This window comes from Streptomyces sp. NPDC001728 (genome assembly GCF_040297565.1).
In the GTDB taxonomy this organism is placed as follows: Bacteria; Actinomycetota; Actinomycetes; order Streptomycetales; family Streptomycetaceae; genus Streptomyces.
Genome location: NZ_JBEOZK010000002.1, coordinates 437,253 through 457,395 on the forward strand (window position 1 = coordinate 437,253; position 20,143 = coordinate 457,395).

The following is a 20,143-nucleotide window of genomic DNA, read 5'->3' on the forward strand; positions in this document are numbered from 1 at the left end:
TGACCGAAAATGAATGCAAATCACTTCCGCAAATAGAAGCGAATTCTTTTCACCTCTCCCGACCTCTTGTGAACGTCTCGTGAAGCGCCCTAAGGTCCGCATCGATCGGCAAACGATCAACTCGTGAATGAGGGGGAATTCGTGCGCAGAACCGCTCTACCCGTCATCGCCGCGCTCTCCATGGCGCTGCTGCTCCCGCAGAGCGCCATCGGAGTCGCGACCACCGGACCGCAGGCGTCCGGAACGGGCACGGCCGGACTGGGGCTCGTCGACCCGCCGGCCGCGACCGGCGAGTTCCAGGAAGTCGGCCCGGGTATGTACTCGACCGGCAGCCAGACCTTCGAGATCGCCGAGAACGACGTCGCCGTCGGCTCGGTCGGCCGCAGACACACCGTCGCCGCCCAGGCGGGCGGCGGCGTCTCCAAGCCCGAGTCCGCCCCCGCGGGCCGCACCGACATGGGCGTCTTCGGCCCCGGCTGGGAAGCCGAGTTCCTGGGCGGCGAGCTCAACCAGAAGCTGGAGCAGCAGGGCGACGCCATCGTCGTCACCGACCTCAACGTCGGCGAGTCGGTGCGCTACCTGCTCAAGAGCAGCCTCGACTACCCCGACGGCGGCGGGGTGAAGAAGTACGAGACCGCCGAGGGCGACAAGATCACCGACACCTCCCGTTGGGACGCCGTCACCGGCACCCTGGTCTCCACCGTCGTCGAGACCCTCAACGTGGACCTCTCGGTGGCGGACGAGGGGCAGTCGGGCACCGGCGAGGCCGGCGACGACCCCGTGCCGGCCGCGAACCTCAAGCCCACCCGCACCTGGAAGCAGGTCGCCCCGGGCACCAACGCCTGGCGCGTCACCAGCTCGGGCAACGCGGCCTACGGCGTCTCCACCGTCGGCTACGACACCAAGGGCCGGGTCTCCACCATCACGGAGCCGGCCGTCGGGGAGGCCCTGAAGGAGACCGTGGCGATCAGCTACGCGAGCGCCACCACGGCCTCCGGAGCGACGCTCGGCGACTACTCGGGCCGCGCCAAGGAAGTCAAGGTCACCACCGGCACCACGACGCAGACCCTCGCCCGGTACGCGTACGACGCCTCGGGTCTGCTGCGCACGGTGACCAACCCGGTCGAGAGCAGCGCCGCGGTCTCCTCGTACGTGTACGACACCACCGGCCGCGTCTCCGACATCGTCTCGCCGGTCAACGGCGACTGGGACCTCGCCTACCCGGCCACGTCGGCCTCCCCCGACGTGCTGCCGGCCGGCCCGGCCCGCCCGGCCTCGGACGCCCCGATCGAGGGTGCGACCGGGATCGCCGACGAGACCGCCGTCGCTCCCCCGGCCACGGACATCGGCCCGGGTGAGATCTCCGACCCGGAGGCCTACCCGCGCAAGTGCAGCTGGGCCCGCCACTGGCTGTACTACTGGAAGACCGGCTGCGCCGCCTGGGCCGCGCACTACGGCTGGCACAAGCCGTACTTCAAGTACACCAAGACCGGCTACCGCGTCGTGGGCATCAACTACGACGGCTGCAGCACCCCCGGCCCGAACGTCAGCAAGCCGGGCGGCTGGAACTTCCGTCCCGCGTGCGACATGCACGACTACGGCTACGGCCTGATCGGCAACACCTACAAGGGCTACGCGTACTACCTCGACCGCAGGAAGAAGACGGCGGTGGACGACGTCTTCTACACCACGCTGCGCGACAAGGTCTGCTCGGGCTACTTCTGGAAGCGGGCCTGCCGCGCCACCGCCTGGACCTACCGCCAGGGTGTCCGCGCGGGCAACCCGAAGAACGGTGCCAACAAGACCTGATCCACGGCTCCACCTCCTGACGGAGCCTGCCCCGGGGCGTCGAGGGCCGGGGGGCGAACCCCTCGCCACCCGGCCCTCGCCGACCGGAGCGCACCGACCGGAGCGCACCGACCGGCCCGTGCCACCCGGCCGCGCCGACCGGCCCTCGCCACCGGGCCGACCCTCCTCCGTACGCCGCACCCCGGCGCTCCGTCACCGCTTCCCGCACATGCGTGCTGCCACCGTCTCCACGGGCTGAGCCGTGCCCTCGTACCCCCGGGCCGGGCGACGTCCTCTTTCTCTCCGAGGCAACTGTGAAGAAGAAGATCTGGGCCACGGTCATCACCGCGATGACGACCGTGTCGCTCGGCGCGATACCGGCCCAGGCCGCCGCGCCGCAGAGTGTCCCCGCGGCGGCCGACGCCGCCGGATCCGTCGTCGACCCGCCGCTCTACGACGCCACCGCCACCGGCGGCACCGTCCGCGTCAACGTCGTCACCGAGAACCGCACGGACATCCCCGACGCGGCGACCGCGGGCGAGACGAAGCTGTCCTTCGGGATCCTGCCGGTGGTCACCCTCAAGGTCGACCAGGCCGGACTGGACAAGCTGGCCGCCAAGCCGGGCGTCGTCAGCGTCACCGAGGACGTCCCGGTGCCGCCGACGCTGGACGTGAGCATCCCCCTCATCGGCGGCGACAAGGCCTTCGCCGCCGGGAAGACCGGCGCGGGCAGCTCGATCGCCATCCTGGACACCGGTGTCGCCACCCAGCACCCGTTCCTGAAGGGCCGCGTCAAGACCGAGGCCTGCTTCTCCCCCGGCGACGCGGACCTCGGCGCCACCAGCCTCTGCCCCAACGGCACCGGGCAGCAGGAGGGCGTCGGCACCGCCGACGCCGGGACCGGGGCGTGCGCGACCCTCACCGGCTGCGACCACGGAACCCATGTGGCCGGCATCGCCGCGGGCAACGGCGCCGGACTCACCGGGGCCCCGGCCCGCGGTGTGGCCCCCGGCGCCGACCTCATCGCCATCCAGGTCTTCAGCAGGTTCGACTCCGAGGACTACTGCGGCAGCACCGAACCCTGCGTCCTCAGCTTCACCAGCGCCCAGCTCGCGGGCCTGGACAAGGTGCTGCAGCTGCGTCAGGCCGGCACGCCGGTGATCGCGGCCAACCTCAGCCTCGGCGGCGGCCGTTACACCTCCGACTGCGCCACCGACCCGCGCAAGATGGCCATCGACAAGCTGCTCGCCGCCGGTGTCGCCACCGTGGTCGCGGCCGGAAACAACGGCTACACCGACGCGGTCAGCGCCCCCGGCTGCGTCTCCTCCGCCGTCACCGTCGGCTCCACCACCCCCGACGACGAGGTCTCCGCCTTCTCCAACCGGGGCCCGCTGCTCGACCTGTTCGCGCCCGGCACCAGCATCGTCTCCTCCGTTCCCGGCGGTACGTACGCCCCGAAGAACGGCACCTCGATGGCCGCGCCGCACGTGGCCGGCGCCTTCGCGGTGCTGCGGCAGGCGTACCCCGACAAGAGCGTCACCGACCTCCTCGCGCTCCTGAAGTCCAGCGGCAGGCCCATCGCCTACACGGGCGCCAGCACCCCGCGCATCGACCTCGGCCAGGCCATCGCCCCGAAGCGGACGAACATCGTCGACTTCAACGGCGACGGCGTCGAGGACGTCGCGATCGCCGACCCGGCGGCCACCGTCGGCGGCAACACCACCGCCGGCGCGGTCTGGGTCACCTACGGCGGCGGCAAGGGCACGACGGGCATCAACCAGGACCTGGACTGGGTGCCGGGCGGCGCCGAGCAGAGCGACTGGTTCGGTGAGGAACTCGCCACCGTCGACTACGACAAGGACGGCTACACCGACCTCGTCGTGGGCACCCCCGCGGAGGACGTGGGCACCGCCGTCGACGCCGGCTTCGTCGACGTGCTCTACGGCGCGCCCGGCGGTCTCGGCACCGGCACCAAGAAGGCCACGCACTACGAGCAGGGCCAGGGCAACGGCGCCATGGCCGCCTCCACCGCCGAGGCGGGCGACCGCATGGGCGACTCCCTCGCGGCGGGCACCACCAAGGCGGGCGAGCCGTACCTGCTGATCGGCGTCCCCGGCGAGGCCCTCGGCACCGTCACCAAGGCGGGCAGCGCCTTCTACGTGCACGGCACCACCAACGTCACCATCCACCAGGACAAGGCGGGCGTCCCCGGTACCGCGGAGAAGGACGACAAGTTCGGCTTCAGCGTGGCCGGCGACTCCAACTTCCTCGCCATCGGCTCCCCCGGCGAGGCCATCGGCACCCTGGCGAAGTCCGGCGGCGTCGTGATCCTCAACCCCAACAAGCTCGACTCCGAGGGCAAGCCCACCCCGCTGGCGGGCCTCGACCAGGACAACGCCGCGATCTCCGGCGGCGCCGAGGCCGGTGACGAGTTCGGCTACGCGCTGGCCATCGCCCCGTTCCGCGCGGTGGGCGCCGCCACCGCCGCCGAGTCGATCCTCGCGATCGGCTCGCCGGGCGAGAGCGTCCTCGTGGGCACCGAGGACCGGGCCAACGCGGGCCGGGTCGTCCAGATCCGCATCAAGGCCGACGGCACCTGGAGCTACCTGCGCGAGCTCAAGCAGGGCACGGCGGAGGACACCGTCTCCGGCGTCTCCGAGACCGGTGACCGCATGGGCGAGACCCTGGCCGCCGTCAACACCGCCCCCGACGCCGTGAGCACCTCGGCGTCCATGCGGCTCGCCGTCGGTACGCCCGGCGAGGCCATCGGTACGGTCACCCAGGCCGGCGCGGTCCACATGTTCTCGCTGGCCGGTGCGGCCGGGACCAACGACCGCTGGATCGAGGCGGGCGACGGCGACGGCATCCCCGGTACCCCGGGCACCAAGCAGTACCTCGGCGAGAGCCTCTCCTTCACCGCCACCCGCCTGTACGTCGGCATGTCCTACGGTCCGAACGCCGGCGGCGCGATGTACGCCCTGCCGATGTCCAACGTGACCGTCGGCGGGGCGGTGGGCCCGACGACCACGTACAGGCCGGGAACGGGCGGTGTGCCCTCGGGCGGCGTCCGCTTCGGGTACGCCTCGCGGTAGTCGCACGACAGGCAGTCGTACGCCAGGAGGAACCGACCGCCTGAACCCGGGAGCCCCCCGAAGACCCGTCCGGTCTTCGGGGGGCTCCCGCCGTTCCGGATCCCGAGCCGTGGCCGTCAGGACTCCGGCGGCGGTTCCACCGGCGGCGCGTCCCGGAAGCGGCGGCGGTCGCGGGCTCCCGGTGGGGCGTCGGCCAGGCGGACGACCGTGCCGTCACGGCCCGCCACCACCGGCTTCGCCGAGCGGGCCGCCTTGGCCTGGTACTGGGCGGCGTCGGCGAGGCGGAAGAGCCGGCGGGCCGACCTGAGGGGGCCGATGGGGTCGCCGGTGGACGCCACCCCGCAGGCCACGCCCTCGCCGAGCTCGAGTTCCGCCGCCCGGACGCACAGCTCCTCCGCGACCGCGACGACCTCGTCCGCCGTCGGGCCGACGGTCAGCAGGCAGAACTCGTCGCCGCCGAGGCGGGCCGCGAGGGCGCCGGGGAGCATGGCGCCGCAGCGGGAGAGGACCGAGCCGAAGCGTTCGAGGAGCCGGTCGCCGACGGCGTGGCCGTGGGTGTCGTTGACCCGCTTGAGGCCGTTGAGGTCGCAGACCACCAGGCTGACGACGGAGCCGTCCGCACGGTAGCGCTCGATGGCCTCGTCGAGGCGGGTGTCGACGGCCCGGCGGTTGGCCAGCCCGGTGAGCGGATCGGTGAAGGCGAGCTTGCGGACCTCCTCCAGGCGCTCGGCCTGGGCGATACCCGCCGCGACGACCGCGGCGAGGACGGTCGCGAAGTCGGCGTCGGCACGGCTGAAAGGTTTCTGCTCCGGTGGGCGGGCCACATACAGCTCGCCCCACGCGCGCCCGTGCAGCACGATCGGCGCCACCACGCAGCAGCCGCGCCCCCGCCGCCGCAGGCCGGTCACCCGGCCGGTCGGCACCGGGTCGGTCACGGTCTCCACCCAGGCGTCGGGCTCGCCGCCGCCCGCCCACTGCTCGTGCAGGAACTCGGTGATCTCGGGGAACTGGTGCACCGGATACGTCTCCGAGTCCGGGAACTCCTCCTCCCCCGCCGCCCGCTCCCCGGCGTTCACCAGGACCTTGAGACGTCCGTGGTCCCGCTCCCAGACCGACAGGGCGGCGAAGCTCCCGTCGAGGCCCTCACAGGACCCGAGCGCCGCCGCCCGCCAGAACTCGCGCGGAGTGTGCGCCGCCGCCATCCCCTGCGCCAGCGCCACCACGGCCCGCAGCCGCACATCCTCACCCATTCCTCCAGCTTAGGGAGGTTTGATCCGTTTTCCCTTCCGAGACGTCACCGTAAGTGACACTTAGTACAGAACGGTGAAGGTCACTCGCCCGGCCAGTTCGGCTTCCGCTTCTCGTTGAAGGCCGCGACGCCCTCCGCGCGGTCCCCCGAGAACGCCACCGAACGCCAGGCCGCGTCCTCGACCTCCAGGCCCGCCCGCAGGTCCAGGCCCTGGCCGAGCCGCATCGCCTTCTTCGCCGCGCGCAGCCCGACCGGCGAGTTGGCCGCGATCCGCCCGGCCAGCTCCAGGGCGGCCGTCCGCGCGTCCTCCTCCAGGAGGTCGACGAGGCCCAGCTCGCGGGCCTCCGCCGCCTCCACCCGGCGGGCCGTGAAGACCAGCTCGGCCGCGCGCGCCGCGCCGACCCGGCGCGGCAGCAGCTGCGTACCGCCGCCGCCGGGGATGACGCCGACGGAGACCTCGGGGAGGCCGACCACGGCGGTCGCGTCGGCGACGATCACATCGCAGGCGAGCGCCAGCTCGAAGCCGCCGCCGAGGGCGAAGCCGTGCACGGCGGCGACGGTCGGCATGGGCAGTTCCAGGACGCCGGTGTACGCGGCGCGGGCGGTCGGCCGCTGGCGGACCAGCTCGGCGTCGGTGAAGGAGTTGCGCTCCTTGAGGTCGGCGCCGACACAGAAGGCCCGGTCGTTCGAGGAGGTGAGCACGGTGACGCGTACGGAGGCGTCGGCGGCGAGCGCCTCGCAGGCGGCGCCGAGGGAACGGGCCATCTCCGAGGAGACGGCGTTCATCGCCTTGGGCCGGTCGAGGACCAGCTCGGCGACGTGCCCGTCCCGCCGGACCACGACGAACTCACCAAAACGCTGCTCGGACATGCCGCACACCCTCCCGATCAAGGTCTGTTAACGGCTGTTAACAGACGTTCACCGGAGATCCTAGGTGGGGCGGCGGGTCAGGAGCCAGGGTTCGATGACGCCGAGGCCGCGGACCGGGCGCTGCCACATCGGCTGGAGCGCGAAGCGGTACGAGGCCGACCTGCGGCCCTCCTTCTCCGCACGGACCGCCTCCTCGGCGGCCTCGGTCTCCGAGACGGGCGCCTCCCCGGTCCTGGACAGCTCCTCCGCGAGCGCGCCGTCGACGAGGACGGCGTCCTTGGGAGCTATCGAGGTGAGGCGGCTCGCGAGGTTCACGGTGGTGCCGAAGACGTCGCCCATCCGGGTCGTCACGGTGCCGAAGGCGATGCCGACGCGCAGGGCGGGCATCGTCTCGTCGTGGCCGAGGGTCTCGATCAGGCGCAGGGCGATCTCGGCGGCCGTACCGGCGTCGTCGGCGGCGTAGAGGACCTCGTCGCCGAGGGTCTTGATGAGCCGGCCCCCGTGCGCGGCGACGAGGTCGGCGCAGGTGGTCTCGAAGGCCTCGACGAGTTCGCCGAGCTCCTCCTCCTCCAGGCGGCGGGTGAGCCGGGTGAAGCCGACGAGGTCCGCGAAGCCGACCGCGAGCCGCCGGTCGACCATCTCCTCGTCGTCGGCGGCCTGCACGACGCGGCCGGTGGCGGCGGCGAGCTGGCGGCGCCAGACGTAGATCAGGAACTCCTCCAGCTCGGGGAGGAGCAGCTCGACCAGGGGGTACGTGACCTCGGTGCGGGTCATGCCGGGCTCGGGCGGCTCGGTGAGGCCCTCCAGGAAGGAGTCGATCTGCCACTCGGCGAGCCGGGCGGTGGTCTGTCCGGTGGAACGGGCGACCTGTACGGCCATCGGCTCGCTGAGCAGCCCGGCCTCGACGAGACCGGCGAGCCGCCGCAGGGCGAGGACGTCGGCCTCGGTGAGCGCCTTGGCCTGGCCGATGTCGGCGAAGCCCATGGCACGCCAGAAGCGGGAGGCCAGTTCCATGGAGACGCCGGCGGTGCGGGCGGCCTGGAACGGGGTGTAGCGGCGGTCCGCGCCGAGGATGAGCTGTTCGAGGCGGATGGCGAGCGGGTCGTCGCTCGGTTCGGCCGTGTGATCGACCTCGTGGTGAGGCGTCGGGTACGTGGGTGGCTCTGTCCCGCCGTCCGCGTTCGCGTCGTCGACGGTCACCGGCCGCCTCCTGCCCGTTCCCTGCCCACTGCCCTGCCGATCTGTCGCCTGGATCGCGCTCCACGATACGGCAGGTGTGGAATGCCTCACGCGCGAAACGGCTGCCGCCGGTGTTCCGCCCGCTCCGGTGGTCAGCCCGCCGGCGTCCGCAGGTGGACGATGTCGCCCGCTCCGACCGCTTCCGTACCGCCGCCCTCGGTGGCGACCACGAGCCGTCCGTCGCCGTCCAGGGCGACCGCCTCGCCCTCCAGCATCCGCTCGCCGGGCAGCTCGGCCCTGATCCGGCGGCCGAGGGTCGCGCAGCCGGCCGTGTAGGCCGCCTGGAGTCCGGAGGCCTCGGGGTCGCCGTCGGCCCGCACCCAGTCCCCGTACCACTGGGCGAGGGAGCGCAGGACGGCCCGCAGGAGGGTGTCGCGGTCGGTGGAGACGGCGTCGGCGAGGAGGAGGGAGCCCGCCGTGGGGACGGGCAGTTCGCCGGCGCGGAGGGTGACGTTGATGCCGAGGCCGACGACGATGCCGTCGGCTCCGGCCCGTTCGGCGAGGATGCCGCCGGTCTTGCGTTCCTCTCCCTCGACGGAAACCAGCAGGTCGTTGGGCCATTTGAGGGACATGTCGACCCCGGCGGCCTTCGCGAGGCCGGTCGAGGCGGCCACGCCGGTGAGCAGCGGGAGCCAGCCCCAGCGGTGGACCGGCACGTCGGGCTTGAGGAGGACGGAGACGAAGAGCCCGGAGCGGGCGGGCGCCGTCCAGCTGCGGTCGAGCCGGCCTCGGCCGGAGGTCTGCTCCTCGGCGACGAGCACCGCGCCCTCGGGCAGCTCGTCGGCGCGGGCGGCGAGGTCGCTGTTGGTGGATCCGGTGCTGGTGACCAGGTCGAGCGAGGTCCACAGGCCGTCGGGGAGGACGAGGGCGCGGCGCAGTGCGGGGGCGTTCAGCGGGGGCCGGTCGAGGTCGGACCAGGGGCCGCCGGAGCCTTGGGAGGACGTCATGCAAGCCAGACTAGGTGTGGCAAAGACCGCAGTGCCGAACCGTATCTGCGTCGATACGCTACGGCTCAGTAGCTGAGCAGTAGCCCATTCGTAGTCAACGAACCCCCCGTGACCAGGCAGGGAGCCGCATCCCGATGTCCGAGCCGGCAGAGCAGTACGAGATCGACATTCACACGACCGCAGGCAAGATCGCGGACCTCAAGCGCCGTATCGACGAGGCCACCCACGCCGGCTCGGAGCGTGCGGTGGAGAAGCAGCACGCGAAGGGCAAGCTGACCGCGCGCGAGCGGATCGACCTGCTCCTCGACGAGGGCTCCTTCGTGGAGCTGGACGAGCTGGCCAGGCACCGGTCGACGAGCTTCGGCCTGGAGAAGAACCGGCCGTACGGAGACGGTGTCGTCACCGGCTACGGCACGGTCGACGGCCGCCCGGTGGCGGTCTTCTCGCAGGACTTCACGGTGTTCGGCGGCGCGCTGGGCGAGACGTACGGCCAGAAGATCATCAAGGTGATGGACTTCGCGCTGAAGACGGGCTGCCCGGTCGTCGGCATCAACGACTCCGGCGGCGCCCGCATCCAGGAGGGTGTGAGCGCGCTGGGCATGTACGGCGAGATCTTCCGCCGCAACACCCACGCCTCCGGGGTGATCCCGCAGATCTCCCTGGTCGTCGGCCCGTGCGCGGGCGGCGCGGTGTACTCCCCCGCGATCACCGACTTCACGGTGATGGTGGACCAGACCTCGCACATGTTCATCACGGGTCCCGACGTCATCAAGACGGTGACCGGCGAGGACGTCGGCTTCGAGGAGCTGGGCGGCGCCCGGACGCACAACTCGACCTCGGGCGTGGCCCACCACATGGCGGGGGACGAGAAGGACGCGATCGACTACGTCAAGTCCCTGCTGTCCTACCTTCCGTCGAACAACCTCTCCGAGGCGCCGGCCTTCCCCGAGGTCGCGGAGACCGAGGCGACGGACGAGGACCGCGAGCTGGACACGCTGATCCCGGACTCGGCGAACCAGCCGTACGACATGCACACGGTCATCGAGCACGTCCTCGACGACGGCGAGTTCCTGGAGACGCAGTCGCTGTTCGCGCCGAACATCCTGACCGGCTTCGGCCGTGTCGAGGGCTTCCCGGTCGGTGTGGTCGCCAACCAGCCGATGCAGTTCGCGGGCTGTCTGGACATCAACGCCTCGGAGAAGGCCGCGCGGTTCGTCCGCACCTGCGACGCGTTCAACATCCCCGTGCTCACCTTCGTGGACGTCCCTGGCTTCCTGCCGGGCGTGGACCAGGAGTACGGCGGCATCATCCGGCGCGGCGCGAAACTGATCTACGCCTACGCGGAGGCCACGGTCCCGCTGATCACGGTCATCACCCGGAAGGCCTTCGGCGGCGCGTACGACGTCATGGGCTCCAAGCACCTGGGCGCGGACCTGAACCTGGCGTGGCCGACCGCGCAGATCGCGGTGATGGGCGCGCAGGGCGCGGTGAACATCCTGCACCGCAGGACCATCGCCGCCGCCGAGGACCAGGAGGCGGAGCGGGCGCGGCTGATGCGGGAGTACGAGGACGCGCTGCTCAACCCGTACACGGCGGCCGAGCGCGGTTACATCGACGGTGTGGTCCTGCCCTCGGACACGCGCCCGCAGATCGTGAAGGGCCTGCGTCAGCTGCGCACGAAGCGGGAATCCCTCCCTCCGAAGAAGCACGGCAACATCCCGCTGTAGCCCGTACGAGCGTCGAAGGAGCCGTTGTGATCAGGGTCGTACGAGGAAACCCGACTCCGGAGGAGTTGGCCGCCGCACTGGCGGTGGTTCAGGCGCGGGCCGCCGCGACGGCGGCGGCGTCCGCCGAGAGCGGCGGCCCGGCGGTGCCGGAGGGGTGGTCGGACCCCTCCCGTATCGCACGAGCGGTACGTCACCGGCCGGGCCCGCGGGCCTGGGCGAGGTCGTACTGGCCCGTGTAACCGCCACCGCAGGAAGGCCGGACCCCGTGTGCGGGGGGTCCGGCCTTTCGCGCGTGCGGACCGCGCCGTCACGCACGGCGCAGGAACACGGCCGAGGCGAGGGCTCCGGCCAGCACGATCGCCGCGTTGACGAGGACCGCGAGGCCGATGCCGTCGAGGAGTACGGGGGCGGTGACGACGACGGCGCTCATGATCGGGGTGCCCATGGTGATGCCGATCTGCTGGGTCATGGTCGCGAGGCCGGTCGCCGTGCCCTGTTCGTGGTCGGGGATGCCCGAGGTGGCGGTGACCATGAAGCCGACGATCGCGAGCATGTTGCCGACGCCGCCCGCGAAGGTCGCGGCGAGCAGCAGCCAGAGGCTGCCCCGGTCGTCGCCGAGGCCGTAGAGGGCGAGGGTCGCGGCGGCCTGGAGGAGGCCGCCGGCGACGAGGGCCGTACGGGCACCGAAACGGGCGATGAAGCGGGCGGCGCCCACCCCGCCGAGCACCGTGCCCGCGCCGAGGACGCCGAAGGAGAGGCCGGCGGCGAGCGGCGAGAAGCCCAGGACGTCCTGCAGGTACAGCGTCAGCAGGAAGACCAGCGAGGTCTCGGTGACGAAGGCGACGAGCCCGGCGAGATTGCCCCAGACGACGGTGCGGCGGGTGAGGATCCGTACCGGTACGAGGGGTGAGGCGGCCCGTCGCTCCACGAACGGGAAGGCGATGAGCAGGGCGGCGCCGACGAGCAGGGCCCACGGCTCGGTGGTGAGGCCGTGGACGAGGGCGAGGAGGCCGCCGGTGACGGTGATCGCGCCGGGCACGTCGAGGCGGGGGCGGACGGCGGGGCGGCTCTCCTTGAGGACGACGGGGGCGACGAGGAGGACGGCGAGGGCCACCGGCACGTTGACGAGGAACGCCCAGCGCCAGGAGAGCAGATCGGTGAGGACGCCGCCGAGGATCGCGCCGGTGGTGAAGCCGGCTGACATGAGGGCGCCGTTGAGCCCGAGCGCCCGCGCCCGCAGTGGGCCCTCCGGGAAGGAGGAGGTGAGCAGGGAGAGCGCGGCGGGGGTGACGGCGGCGGTGGCGAGGCCCTGGGCGACGCGGGCGGCCATCAGCAGGCCCGGTCCGGTGGCGAGGCCGCCCGCGAGGGAGGAGATCCCGAGCAGCGCCATGCCGCCGAGGAAGACGCGGCGGCGTCCGACGAGGTCCGCGACGCGCCCGAAGAGGAGGGTGAAGCCCGCGGCGGCGAGGGCGAAGGCGGTGGCGATCCACTGGAGCCCGCCGAGGGTGAAGCCGAGTCCCTGACCGATGGCGGGCAGGGCGACGTTCAGGATCGAGAAGTCGACGGCCAGCATGAACTGGGCGAGGAGGAGGACGGCGAGGACCAGCCGCATGGGTCCGGTCATACGGGTGTCCGGGACGCCGGACGTGGCGGGTACGGCGGTGGGGAGATCCAGGGCAGCCATACGCGTGACCCCTTAATGGGAGACTAGTTCCGTTAAGATGTCCCGTACCGTAGCAGAGTCGAAGGTGTTAATGGAACAGGAGACCCGTTTGACCGAGAGCCAGCCGGCCTCGCCCGGCACCTTGCGCCCCGGCGGCCGTACCGCGAAGGTCCGCAGGGCCGTCCTCGACGCCACCCTGGACGCCCTCGCCGACACCGGCTTCCACACCCTCAACATGGACCGGATCGCCGCGGGCGCCGGCGTCGGCAAGACCACCGTCTACCGCCGCTGGGGCTCCCCCGTCGGCCTCGTCACCGACCTCCTGCACGACATGGCCGAGCAGTCCCTGCCCGCCTCCGACACCGGCAGCCTCCCGGGCGACCTGCGGGCCAACGCCGAACTCGTCCGCGCCACCCTCACCGACCCCCGGATGGGAGCCGTCTTCCGCGCCGTCATCGCCGCGGCCGGCTGCGACGAGGAGTGCGCCCGCGCCCTCGGCGCCTTCTACCGGACCCGGCTCGGCGAATGGGCCCCCGCCGTCACCAGGGGCGCGGCACGCGGCGAGATCCCGGCCGGGACCGACCCCGCCGAGCTGCTCCGCGCCGTCTCCGCGCCGCTCTACTACCGCTTCGCGGTCACCCGCGAGGAGCTGACCGGGGCCGTCGCGGAACGGGCGGTCGCGGCGGCGCTGGCGGCGGCCCGGGACGGGGTGTTCCTCCGCGAATAGTCCATCGGCACCGGGGCGCCTGAGTATCCGTACTCAGGCGTCCCGGCCACCCCGGCCGCAGGATCGGAGGCATGCTGTGGTCCGACCCGAAGAATCAGCCGCCGAAGTTCATGCGCGACATGCAGGAGAGACTCCGCCGCGCGGGCGTCCTGCTGGCGCTGGCGATGGTGGTGGCGATGATCGTGGTCGGCGCCCGCTGAGCAGTCGACGCGAACCGGCCCCCGCGACTGGCTACGCTTCCCCCATGACTGCTGATCCGCGCCGCGTCGTGCTCGCCTCCGCCTCCCCCGCCCGGCTCGGTCTGCTCCGGCAGGCCGGTCTCGACCCCGAGGTGATCGTGAGCGGGGTCGACGAGGACAAGGTCCACGCCCCCACCCCGGCCGAGCTCGCGCTCGCCCTCGCGGAGGCGAAGGCCGCGCATGTGGCCGCCCGCCCCGAGGTGTTCGGCGCCCTGGTCATCGGCTGCGACTCGGTCCTCGAACTCGACAGGAAGGCCCTCGGCAAGCCCGCCGACGCCGAGGAGGCCACCGCCCGCTGGAAGTCGATGCGCGGCCGGGTCGGCATCCTGCAGACCGGTCACTGTGTGTACGACACGGCCGCCAAGCGCTTCGAGTCGGCGACGGCCTCCACCGTGGTCCGCTTCGGCGAGCCGACGGACGAGGAGATCGCGGCGTACGTGGCCAGCGGCGAACCGCTGCACGTGGCGGGCGCGTTCACCCTGGACGGGCGTTCGGCGCCGTTCATCGACGGCATCGACGGCGACCCGGGCAATGTGATCGGCCTGTCGCTGCCGCTGCTGCGCACGCTGCTCGCGAAGCTGGATGTGCGGATCACCGACCTCTGGGCCAGAGAGGCCTGACGCGGCCGACGGGTCACGCCTTCGCCGGGGTCACACCTTCGCCGGGGTCACGCAGTCGCCCGGGTCACGCAGTCGCCGGGAGCTCCTCGCGGGCTTCGGCGGCGGCCTTGCCGTACGCCACCAGCGTCAGCACGATCAGGCCGAGCACGGCCACCAGGAAGGCGAACGCGCCCCAGCCGATCAGCCCCACCGCGACCGCGCCGAGCACCCCGTGCACGATCGCGCAGCCGATGAGGAGGCCCCGGCCGAAGCGGCCGGGACGGCGGTCGCGGACGCCCGCGACGAGGGCGACCAGGGCACACAGGACGAGCGCGGCGGCGGAGACGATGCCGAGCACCCAGGTGCCGGTGGACATCGCGTCGGGGTCCATGCCGTCGAGGGACATCGACTGGGCCTTCACGAACCGCGCCATCACCGCGTTGATCACGACGATCCCGGGCGCTTCGAGGATCAGCACCGCCGCCGTCACGAGAGCTATCGGTCTGCGGGCCACCTCGGCCACCCCCTGCACATGACTGTTACCGACAGTACGATCGACAGCGCGAAGGCTACTGGTCGGTAAACCCCCGGACAAGAGTGCGAGCACGGCGGGCGACGCGGGTCCGCCGGGCGGCGGCGCGGCAAAGAATCGCCGGGCCATTCGTAGGGACTCCACAAAGAAACCCGAACGGCCACTGGCCGGACGAACAGAGACCTGCGCCACACCTCGGAGCTACTGTGCCGTAAAGGAACCCTGCGTACCGTGGTGCGACAAGGGAATTCACGACCCGAGCGGGCCCGGGGTCACGCTCCGTGTGGGCAAGCTCACCACTGGGGACGGGTCGAAAGGCCGTGTCGGCAGTCCCTAAACTCAGCTTGTTTCAAGGAGGGAGCCATCGTGCGCAAGGTGCTCATCGCCAACCGTGGCGAAATCGCTGTCCGTGTGGCGCGGGCGTGCCGTGACGCGGGTATCGGCAGCGTGGCCGTGTACGCCGAGCCGGACCGGGACGCTCTGCACGTCCGGGCCGCCGACGAGGCGTTCGCTCTGGGCGGTGACACTCCGGCGACCAGTTATCTGGACATGGCCAAGGTGTTGCAGGCGGCGAAGGACTCCGGTGCCGACGCGGTCCACCCGGGCTACGGCTTCCTGTCGGAGAACGCCGAGTTCGCGCAGGCCGTCCTCGACGCCGGGCTGACCTGGATCGGTCCGCCGCCGCAGGCGATCCGCGACCTGGGCGACAAGGTGGCGGCGCGTCACATCGCACAGCGCGCCGGCGCCCCGCTCGTCGCGGGCACCCCCGACCCGGTGTCGGGCGCCGACGAGGTCGTGGCCTTCGCCGAGGAGCACGGACTGCCGATCGCGATCAAGGCCGCGTTCGGTGGCGGTGGCCGTGGTCTGAAGGTGGCCCGGACGCTGGAAGAGGTTCCCGAGCTGTACGACTCGGCGGTCCGTGAGGCCGTCGCGGCCTTCGGTCGCGGGGAGTGCTTCGTGGAGCGCTACCTGGACCGGCCGCGGCACGTGGAGACGCAGTGCCTGGCCGACTCCCACGGCAACGTGGTCGTCGTGTCCACGCGTGACTGCTCGCTCCAGCGCCGTCACCAGAAGCTGGTCGAGGAGGCCCCGGCGCCGTTCCTGACCGAGGCCCAGAACGCGGAGCTGTACGCGGCGTCGAAGGCGATCCTGAAGGAGGCCGGCTACGTCGGCGCCGGCACGGTCGAGTTCCTCGTCGGCACCGACGGCACGATCTCCTTCCTGGAGGTCAACACCCGTCTGCAGGTGGAGCACCCGGTGACCGAGGAGGTCACGGGCCTCGACCTGGTGCGCGAGATGTTCCGGATCGCCGACGGCGAGGAGCTCGGTTACGGCGACCCCGAGATCCGCGGTCACTCCTTCGAGTTCCGTATCAACGGCGAGGACCCGGGCCGCGGCTTCCTGCCCGCCCCCGGCACCGTCACCCTCTTCAGCGCGCCCACCGGCCCCGGTGTCCGCCTGGACGCGGGCGTGGAGTCCGGCTCGGTCATCGGCCCGGCCTGGGACTCGCTCCTGGCCAAGCTGATCGTCACCGGCGCCAGCCGTGAGCAGGCCCTGCAGCGCGCCGCCCGCGCGCTCGCCGAGTTCAAGGTGGAGGGGATGGCGACCGCGATCCCGTTCCACCAGGCCGTCGTGGTCGACCCCGCCTTCACCGCGAACCCGTTCCGGGTCCACACCCGGTGGATCGAGACGGAGTTCGTCAACGAGATCAAGCCGTTCGCCCCGGCCGGCGCGGACGCCGACGAGGACGAGTCGGGCCGCGAGACGATCGTCGTCGAGGTCGGCGGCAAGCGTCTCGAGGTCTCGCTGCCGTCCTCGCTCGGCATGACCCTGGCCCGTACGGGTCTGGCGGCCGGCGCGAAGCCGAAGCGGCGGGCGGCGAAGAAGTCCGGTCCGGCGGCTTCCGGCGACACCCTCGCCTCCCCGATGCAGGGCACGATCGTGAAGATCGCGGTCGAGGAGGGCCAGGAGGTCAAGGAGGGCGATCTGATCGTCGTCCTGGAGGCCATGAAGATGGAGCAGCCGCTCAACGCGCACCGCTCCGGCACCGTGAAGAGCCTGACGGCGGAGGTCGGCGCGTCCGTCACCTCCGGCGCCTCGATCTGCGACATCAAGGACTGATCCGTCGCACCGAGTACGGTACGAAGGGCCCGCAGGCACTCGCCTGCGGGCCCTTCGTCGAGGGGAGGGGATGAGGAGACCATGCGAGCCGACGCACGCCGCAACCACGAGCGCCTGCTCACCGAGGCCCGTGCCACCTTCGCCGAACAGGGCGCCGACGCACCCCTGGAGGAGATCGCGCGCCGCGCGGGCGTGGGCATCGGCACGCTGTACCGCCACTTCCCCACCCGGGCGGACCTGCTGAACGCGGTCTTCCAGGAGGCCCTGGCCGCCCTGCTGCGCCGCTCGGCGGAGCTGGCCGAGGCCGCGGAGCCGTGCGGGGCGCTGGTGGAGTGGCTTCGGAGTCTGATCGCGCACGCGGGTGAGTACCGGGGTCTCGCGCACGCGCTGATGTCCGCCTCGTACGACCGGAGTTCGGCACTCGCCGGGTGCAGCGATCCGCTGCGCGGCGCGGGTGAGCGGCTGCTCGGGCGCGCCAGGGAGGCGTGCCTCGTGCGGGCCGATGTGTCGATCGGCGATCTGATGCAGCTGACCAACGCGATCGCACTGGCGGCGGAACAGTGCCCGGAGGACGCGGAGCTGGCGGACCGTCTGCTCGCGCTGACGCTACGGGGCATCAAGGACTGACGTACGGGAGGGGTTCGGGCGCGTGGGACCCCTGGGGGAGGGTCCCTCGGGACCTGGCGGGTGCGGTCCGGTGTCAGCGGCGCCGCATGTCGGCGATCCGCGCCGTGCGTTCCAGGGTCTCGGCGGCCATCCCTCCGCCCGGTCCCCGGTACTGACCGGCCGCCATGCGGCCGCGCTGGACCGGGAGCGGCATGTCACGGCGGGGCCGGGCGCCGGGGGGGACCTGGTCGCCGCCCGTGGGGGTGGCGGCGCCCGTGCCCGCGACGGCGATCTGCACGCCCTGGTCGGCGAGGGCCTGGAGCTCGGTGGCGGCCCGGTCGTCGTGCGCCGGGGGCTCGTCGGTCACCAGGCGGGTGATGACGTCCGTCGGCACGGTCTGGAACATGGTGTCGGCGCCGAGCTTGGTGTGGTCGGCGAGGACCACCACCTCGGCCGCCGCCTGGACGAGCGCCCGGTCCACACTCGCGGCGAGCATGTTGGACGTGGACAGGCCGCGCTCGGCGGTCAGTCCACTCCCGGACAGGAAGGCGCGGGAGACCCGGAGGCCCTGGAGCGACTGCTCGGCCCCGCTGCCCACGAGGGCGTAGTTGGAGCCGCGCAGGGTGCCCCCGGTCATGACGACCTCGACCCGGTTGGCGTGGGCGAGGGCCTGCGCGACGAGCAGGGAGTTGGTGACCACGGTCAGACCGGGCACGCGGGCGAGCCGGCGTGCCAGCTCCTGCGTGGTCGTCCCGGCGCCGACGACGATGGCCTCGCCTTCTTCGACGAGGCTCGCGGCGACGTCGGCGATGGCCGTCTTCTCCGCGGTCGCGAGATGGGATTTCTGCGGGAAGCCGGATTCTCGCGTGAATCCGCCCGGCAACACCGCACCGCCGTGGCGGCGGTCGAGGAGTCCTTCTGCCTCCAGTGCCCGTACGTCTCTCCGTACGGTCACTTCCGAGGTCTGGACGACGCGGGCGAGCTCGCGGAGCGACACGGCCCCATTGGCTCGCACCATTTCGAGGATCAACTGGCGACGTTCTGCAGCGAACACGAAACTGACAGTAACGTGACCGGCCGATACTTTTCAGCGGTATGCGCCGAATTGCAGAAGATGCACACAGACGGGGCCCCCAAGTGATATGGGAGACCCCGTCGTTGATCGCCTGCACCCCGGACCTATGCCCCGGCTTGCCGGGGGTTGTCCGGGTCGGCGAACCGTTCCCGCAGGCGGGAGCCGTGCCCGCCCCTCGGATTACGCCTCGCCCGCCGACTTACGGGTGTGCAACTGCCGTGCCACTTCCGCGATCGAACCCGACAGGGAGGGGTACACGGTGAAAGCATTTGCGATCTGTTCGACCGTCAGATTGTTGTCGACCGCGATCGAGATCGGATGGATCAGTTCGCTCGCCTTCGGCGCGACGACACAGCCGCCGACCACGATGCCGGTGCCGGGACGGCAGAAGATCTTGACGAAGCCGTCCCGGATGCCCTGCATCTTCGCGCGCGGGTTGCGCAGCAGCGGCAGCTTGACGACCCTCGCGTCGATCTTGCCCGCGTCCACGTCGGCCTGGGTGTAGCCGACGGTGGCGATCTCGGGGTCGGTGAAGACGTTCGACGAGACCGTCTTCAGGTTCAGCGGGGCCACCGCGTCGCCGAGGAAGTGGTACATCGCGATACGGCCCTGCATGGCGGCCACCGAGGCGAGCGCGAAGACACCGGTGACGTCACCGGCCGCGTAGACGCCGGGGGCGCTCGTACGGGAGACCTTGTCGGTCCAGATGTGACCGGAGTCCTTGAGCCGGACCCCCGCCTCCTCCAGGCCCATCCCGGCCGAGTTCGGGATCGCGCCGACCGCCATCAGACAGTGGGTGCCCGAGATGACCCGGCCGTCCGCGAGGGTGACCTCGACCCGGTCGCCCACCCGCTTGGCGGACTCGGCGCGGGAGCGGGCCATGACGTTCATGCCGCGGCGGCGGAAGACGTCCTCCAGGACGGCCGCCGCGTCCGGGTCCTCGCCCGGCAGGACCCGGTCGCGGGAGGAGACCAGGGTGACCCGGGAGCCGAGGGCCTGGTAGGCGCCCGCGAACTCGGCGCCGGTGACACCGGAACCGACCACGATGAGCTCCTCGGGGAGCTCCTTGAGGTCGTAGACCTGCGTCCAGTTGAGGATGCGCTCGCCGTCCGGCTTGGCGTCCGGCACCTCGCGCGGGTGGCCGCCGGTCGCGATCAGCACGGCGTCCGCGGTCAGCGTCTCCTCCGTGCCGTCGGCGGCGGTGACGATCACCTGGCGGGAGCCGTCCATGGCCTGCCGGCCGGAGAGCCGGCCCCGGCCACGCAGCACCCGGGCGCCGGCCCGGGTGACGGAGGCGGTGATGTCGTGCGACTGGGCCAGCGCGAGGCGCTTCACCCGTCGGTTGACCTTGCCGAGGTCCACACCGACGACGCGGGCGGCCTGCTCGATGTGCGGGGTGTCGTCCGCGACGATGATGCCCAGTTCCTCGTAGGAGGAGTCGAAGGTGGTCATCACCTCGGCGGTGGCGATCAGGGTCTTGGAGGGGACGCAGTCGGTCAGGACGGACGCGCCGCCGAGGCCGTCGCAGTCGACGACGGTCACCTCCGCGCCGAGTTGGGCGCCCACCAGGGCCGCCTCGTATCCGCCGGGTCCGCCGCCGATGATCACGATCCGGGTCACTGGGATCTACGCCTCGCGCTCTCGTTCTGCCGGGGGGTCCCCCCGCTGG

At 72.0% G+C, this 20,143-nt stretch carries 17 protein-coding genes; 9 read left to right on the plus strand and 8 right to left on the minus strand.

Annotated elements, in window-relative coordinates; translation table 11 throughout:
- Positions 1 to 141 precede the first annotated feature (141 nt).
- Entirely contained in the window at positions 142 to 1,809 is a 1,668-nt protein-coding gene (locus ABT154_RS04920; protein ID WP_351852872.1) for a phospholipase A2, read from the plus strand.
- 329 nt (positions 1,810 to 2,138) lie between these two features.
- Positions 2,139 to 4,880 (plus strand): S8 family peptidase, encoded by a 2,742-nt coding sequence (locus tag ABT154_RS04925; RefSeq protein ID WP_502969447.1) that lies wholly within the window; start codon positions 2,139 to 2,141, stop codon positions 4,878 to 4,880.
- A gap of 116 nt (positions 4,881 to 4,996) precedes the next feature.
- Here ABT154_RS04925 and ABT154_RS04930 read toward each other — a convergent pair whose 3' ends face one another.
- The 4 genes from ABT154_RS04930 to ABT154_RS04945 form a co-directional block, all read right to left on the minus strand.
- A complete protein-coding gene (locus ABT154_RS04930; RefSeq protein ID WP_317874147.1) occupies positions 4,997 to 6,130 on the minus strand; it encodes a GGDEF domain-containing protein in 1,134 nt (377 codons plus the stop codon).
- Positions 6,131 to 6,210: 80 nt separating this feature from the next.
- Positions 6,211 to 6,999, minus strand: a complete 789-nt coding sequence (locus ABT154_RS04935) for an enoyl-CoA hydratase/isomerase family protein (RefSeq protein WP_351852877.1) — start codon at positions 6,997 to 6,999, stop codon at positions 6,211 to 6,213.
- Between the two features lie 60 nt (positions 7,000 to 7,059).
- Entirely contained in the window at positions 7,060 to 8,199 is a 1,140-nt protein-coding gene (locus ABT154_RS04940; protein WP_351852880.1) for an adenylate/guanylate cyclase domain-containing protein, read from the minus strand.
- Positions 8,200 to 8,330: 131 nt separating this feature from the next.
- Complete coding sequence (locus ABT154_RS04945; protein ID WP_351852882.1) at positions 8,331 to 9,185, minus strand: biotin--[acetyl-CoA-carboxylase] ligase; 855 nt, start codon at positions 9,183 to 9,185, stop codon at positions 8,331 to 8,333.
- Positions 9,186 to 9,319: 134 nt separating this feature from the next.
- Here ABT154_RS04945 and ABT154_RS04950 point away from each other — a divergent pair, with 134 nt between their 5' ends.
- A complete protein-coding gene (locus tag ABT154_RS04950; RefSeq protein ID WP_351852884.1) occupies positions 9,320 to 10,912 on the plus strand; it encodes an acyl-CoA carboxylase subunit beta in 1,593 nt (530 codons plus the stop codon).
- A gap of 26 nt (positions 10,913 to 10,938) precedes the next feature.
- On the plus strand, positions 10,939 to 11,151 hold the full coding sequence (locus tag ABT154_RS04955) for an acyl-CoA carboxylase subunit epsilon (RefSeq protein ID WP_079044482.1): 213 nt from the start codon (positions 10,939 to 10,941) through the stop codon (positions 11,149 to 11,151).
- Positions 11,152 to 11,219: 68 nt separating this feature from the next.
- On the opposite strand, the gene ABT154_RS04960 is transcribed toward ABT154_RS04955, so the two are convergent.
- Positions 11,220 to 12,596, minus strand: a complete 1,377-nt coding sequence (locus tag ABT154_RS04960) for an MFS transporter (protein ID WP_351852887.1) — start codon at positions 12,594 to 12,596, stop codon at positions 11,220 to 11,222.
- 37 nt (positions 12,597 to 12,633) lie between these two features.
- Here ABT154_RS04960 and ABT154_RS04965 point away from each other — a divergent pair, with 37 nt between their 5' ends.
- The 3 genes from ABT154_RS04965 to ABT154_RS04975 all read left to right on the plus strand — a co-directional run bounded on the left by ABT154_RS04965 (position 12,634) and on the right by ABT154_RS04975 (position 14,161).
- Positions 12,634 to 13,302 (plus strand): TetR/AcrR family transcriptional regulator, encoded by a 669-nt coding sequence (locus ABT154_RS04965; RefSeq protein ID WP_502969440.1) that lies wholly within the window; start codon positions 12,634 to 12,636, stop codon positions 13,300 to 13,302.
- A gap of 71 nt (positions 13,303 to 13,373) precedes the next feature.
- Complete coding sequence (gene mmpB / locus ABT154_RS04970) at positions 13,374 to 13,502, plus strand: morphogenic membrane protein MmpB (protein WP_277922076.1); 129 nt, start codon at positions 13,374 to 13,376, stop codon at positions 13,500 to 13,502.
- A gap of 44 nt (positions 13,503 to 13,546) precedes the next feature.
- Positions 13,547 to 14,161 (plus strand): nucleoside triphosphate pyrophosphatase, encoded by a 615-nt coding sequence (locus ABT154_RS04975; protein WP_351852892.1) that lies wholly within the window; start codon positions 13,547 to 13,549, stop codon positions 14,159 to 14,161.
- A 64-nt stretch (positions 14,162 to 14,225) separates the two neighbouring features.
- Here the strand turns inward: ABT154_RS04975 and ABT154_RS04980 are convergent, their stop codons facing one another.
- Positions 14,226 to 14,654 (minus strand): hypothetical protein, encoded by a 429-nt coding sequence (locus ABT154_RS04980; RefSeq protein ID WP_351852894.1) that lies wholly within the window; start codon positions 14,652 to 14,654, stop codon positions 14,226 to 14,228.
- 384 nt (positions 14,655 to 15,038) lie between these two features.
- On the opposite strand from ABT154_RS04980, the gene ABT154_RS04985 reads away from it, so the two are divergent.
- Positions 15,039 to 16,793: an acetyl/propionyl/methylcrotonyl-CoA carboxylase subunit alpha gene (locus ABT154_RS04985; RefSeq protein WP_351852896.1), complete on the plus strand. Its 1,755-nt coding sequence runs from the start codon at positions 15,039 to 15,041 to the stop codon at positions 16,791 to 16,793.
- Between the two features lie 81 nt (positions 16,794 to 16,874).
- Positions 16,875 to 17,420, plus strand: a complete 546-nt coding sequence (locus ABT154_RS04990) for a TetR/AcrR family transcriptional regulator (protein ID WP_351852899.1) — start codon at positions 16,875 to 16,877, stop codon at positions 17,418 to 17,420.
- A gap of 73 nt (positions 17,421 to 17,493) precedes the next feature.
- On the opposite strand, the gene ABT154_RS04995 is transcribed toward ABT154_RS04990, so the two are convergent.
- Positions 17,494 to 18,417, minus strand: coding sequence for a DeoR/GlpR family DNA-binding transcription regulator (locus tag ABT154_RS04995; protein ID WP_502969441.1), 924 nt, complete (start codon positions 18,415 to 18,417; stop codon positions 17,494 to 17,496).
- 237 nt (positions 18,418 to 18,654) lie between these two features.
- On the minus strand, positions 18,655 to 20,094 hold the full coding sequence (locus ABT154_RS05000; RefSeq protein WP_317874136.1) for an NAD(P)H-quinone dehydrogenase: 1,440 nt from the start codon (positions 20,092 to 20,094) through the stop codon (positions 18,655 to 18,657).
- Positions 20,095 to 20,143 lie beyond the last annotated feature (49 nt).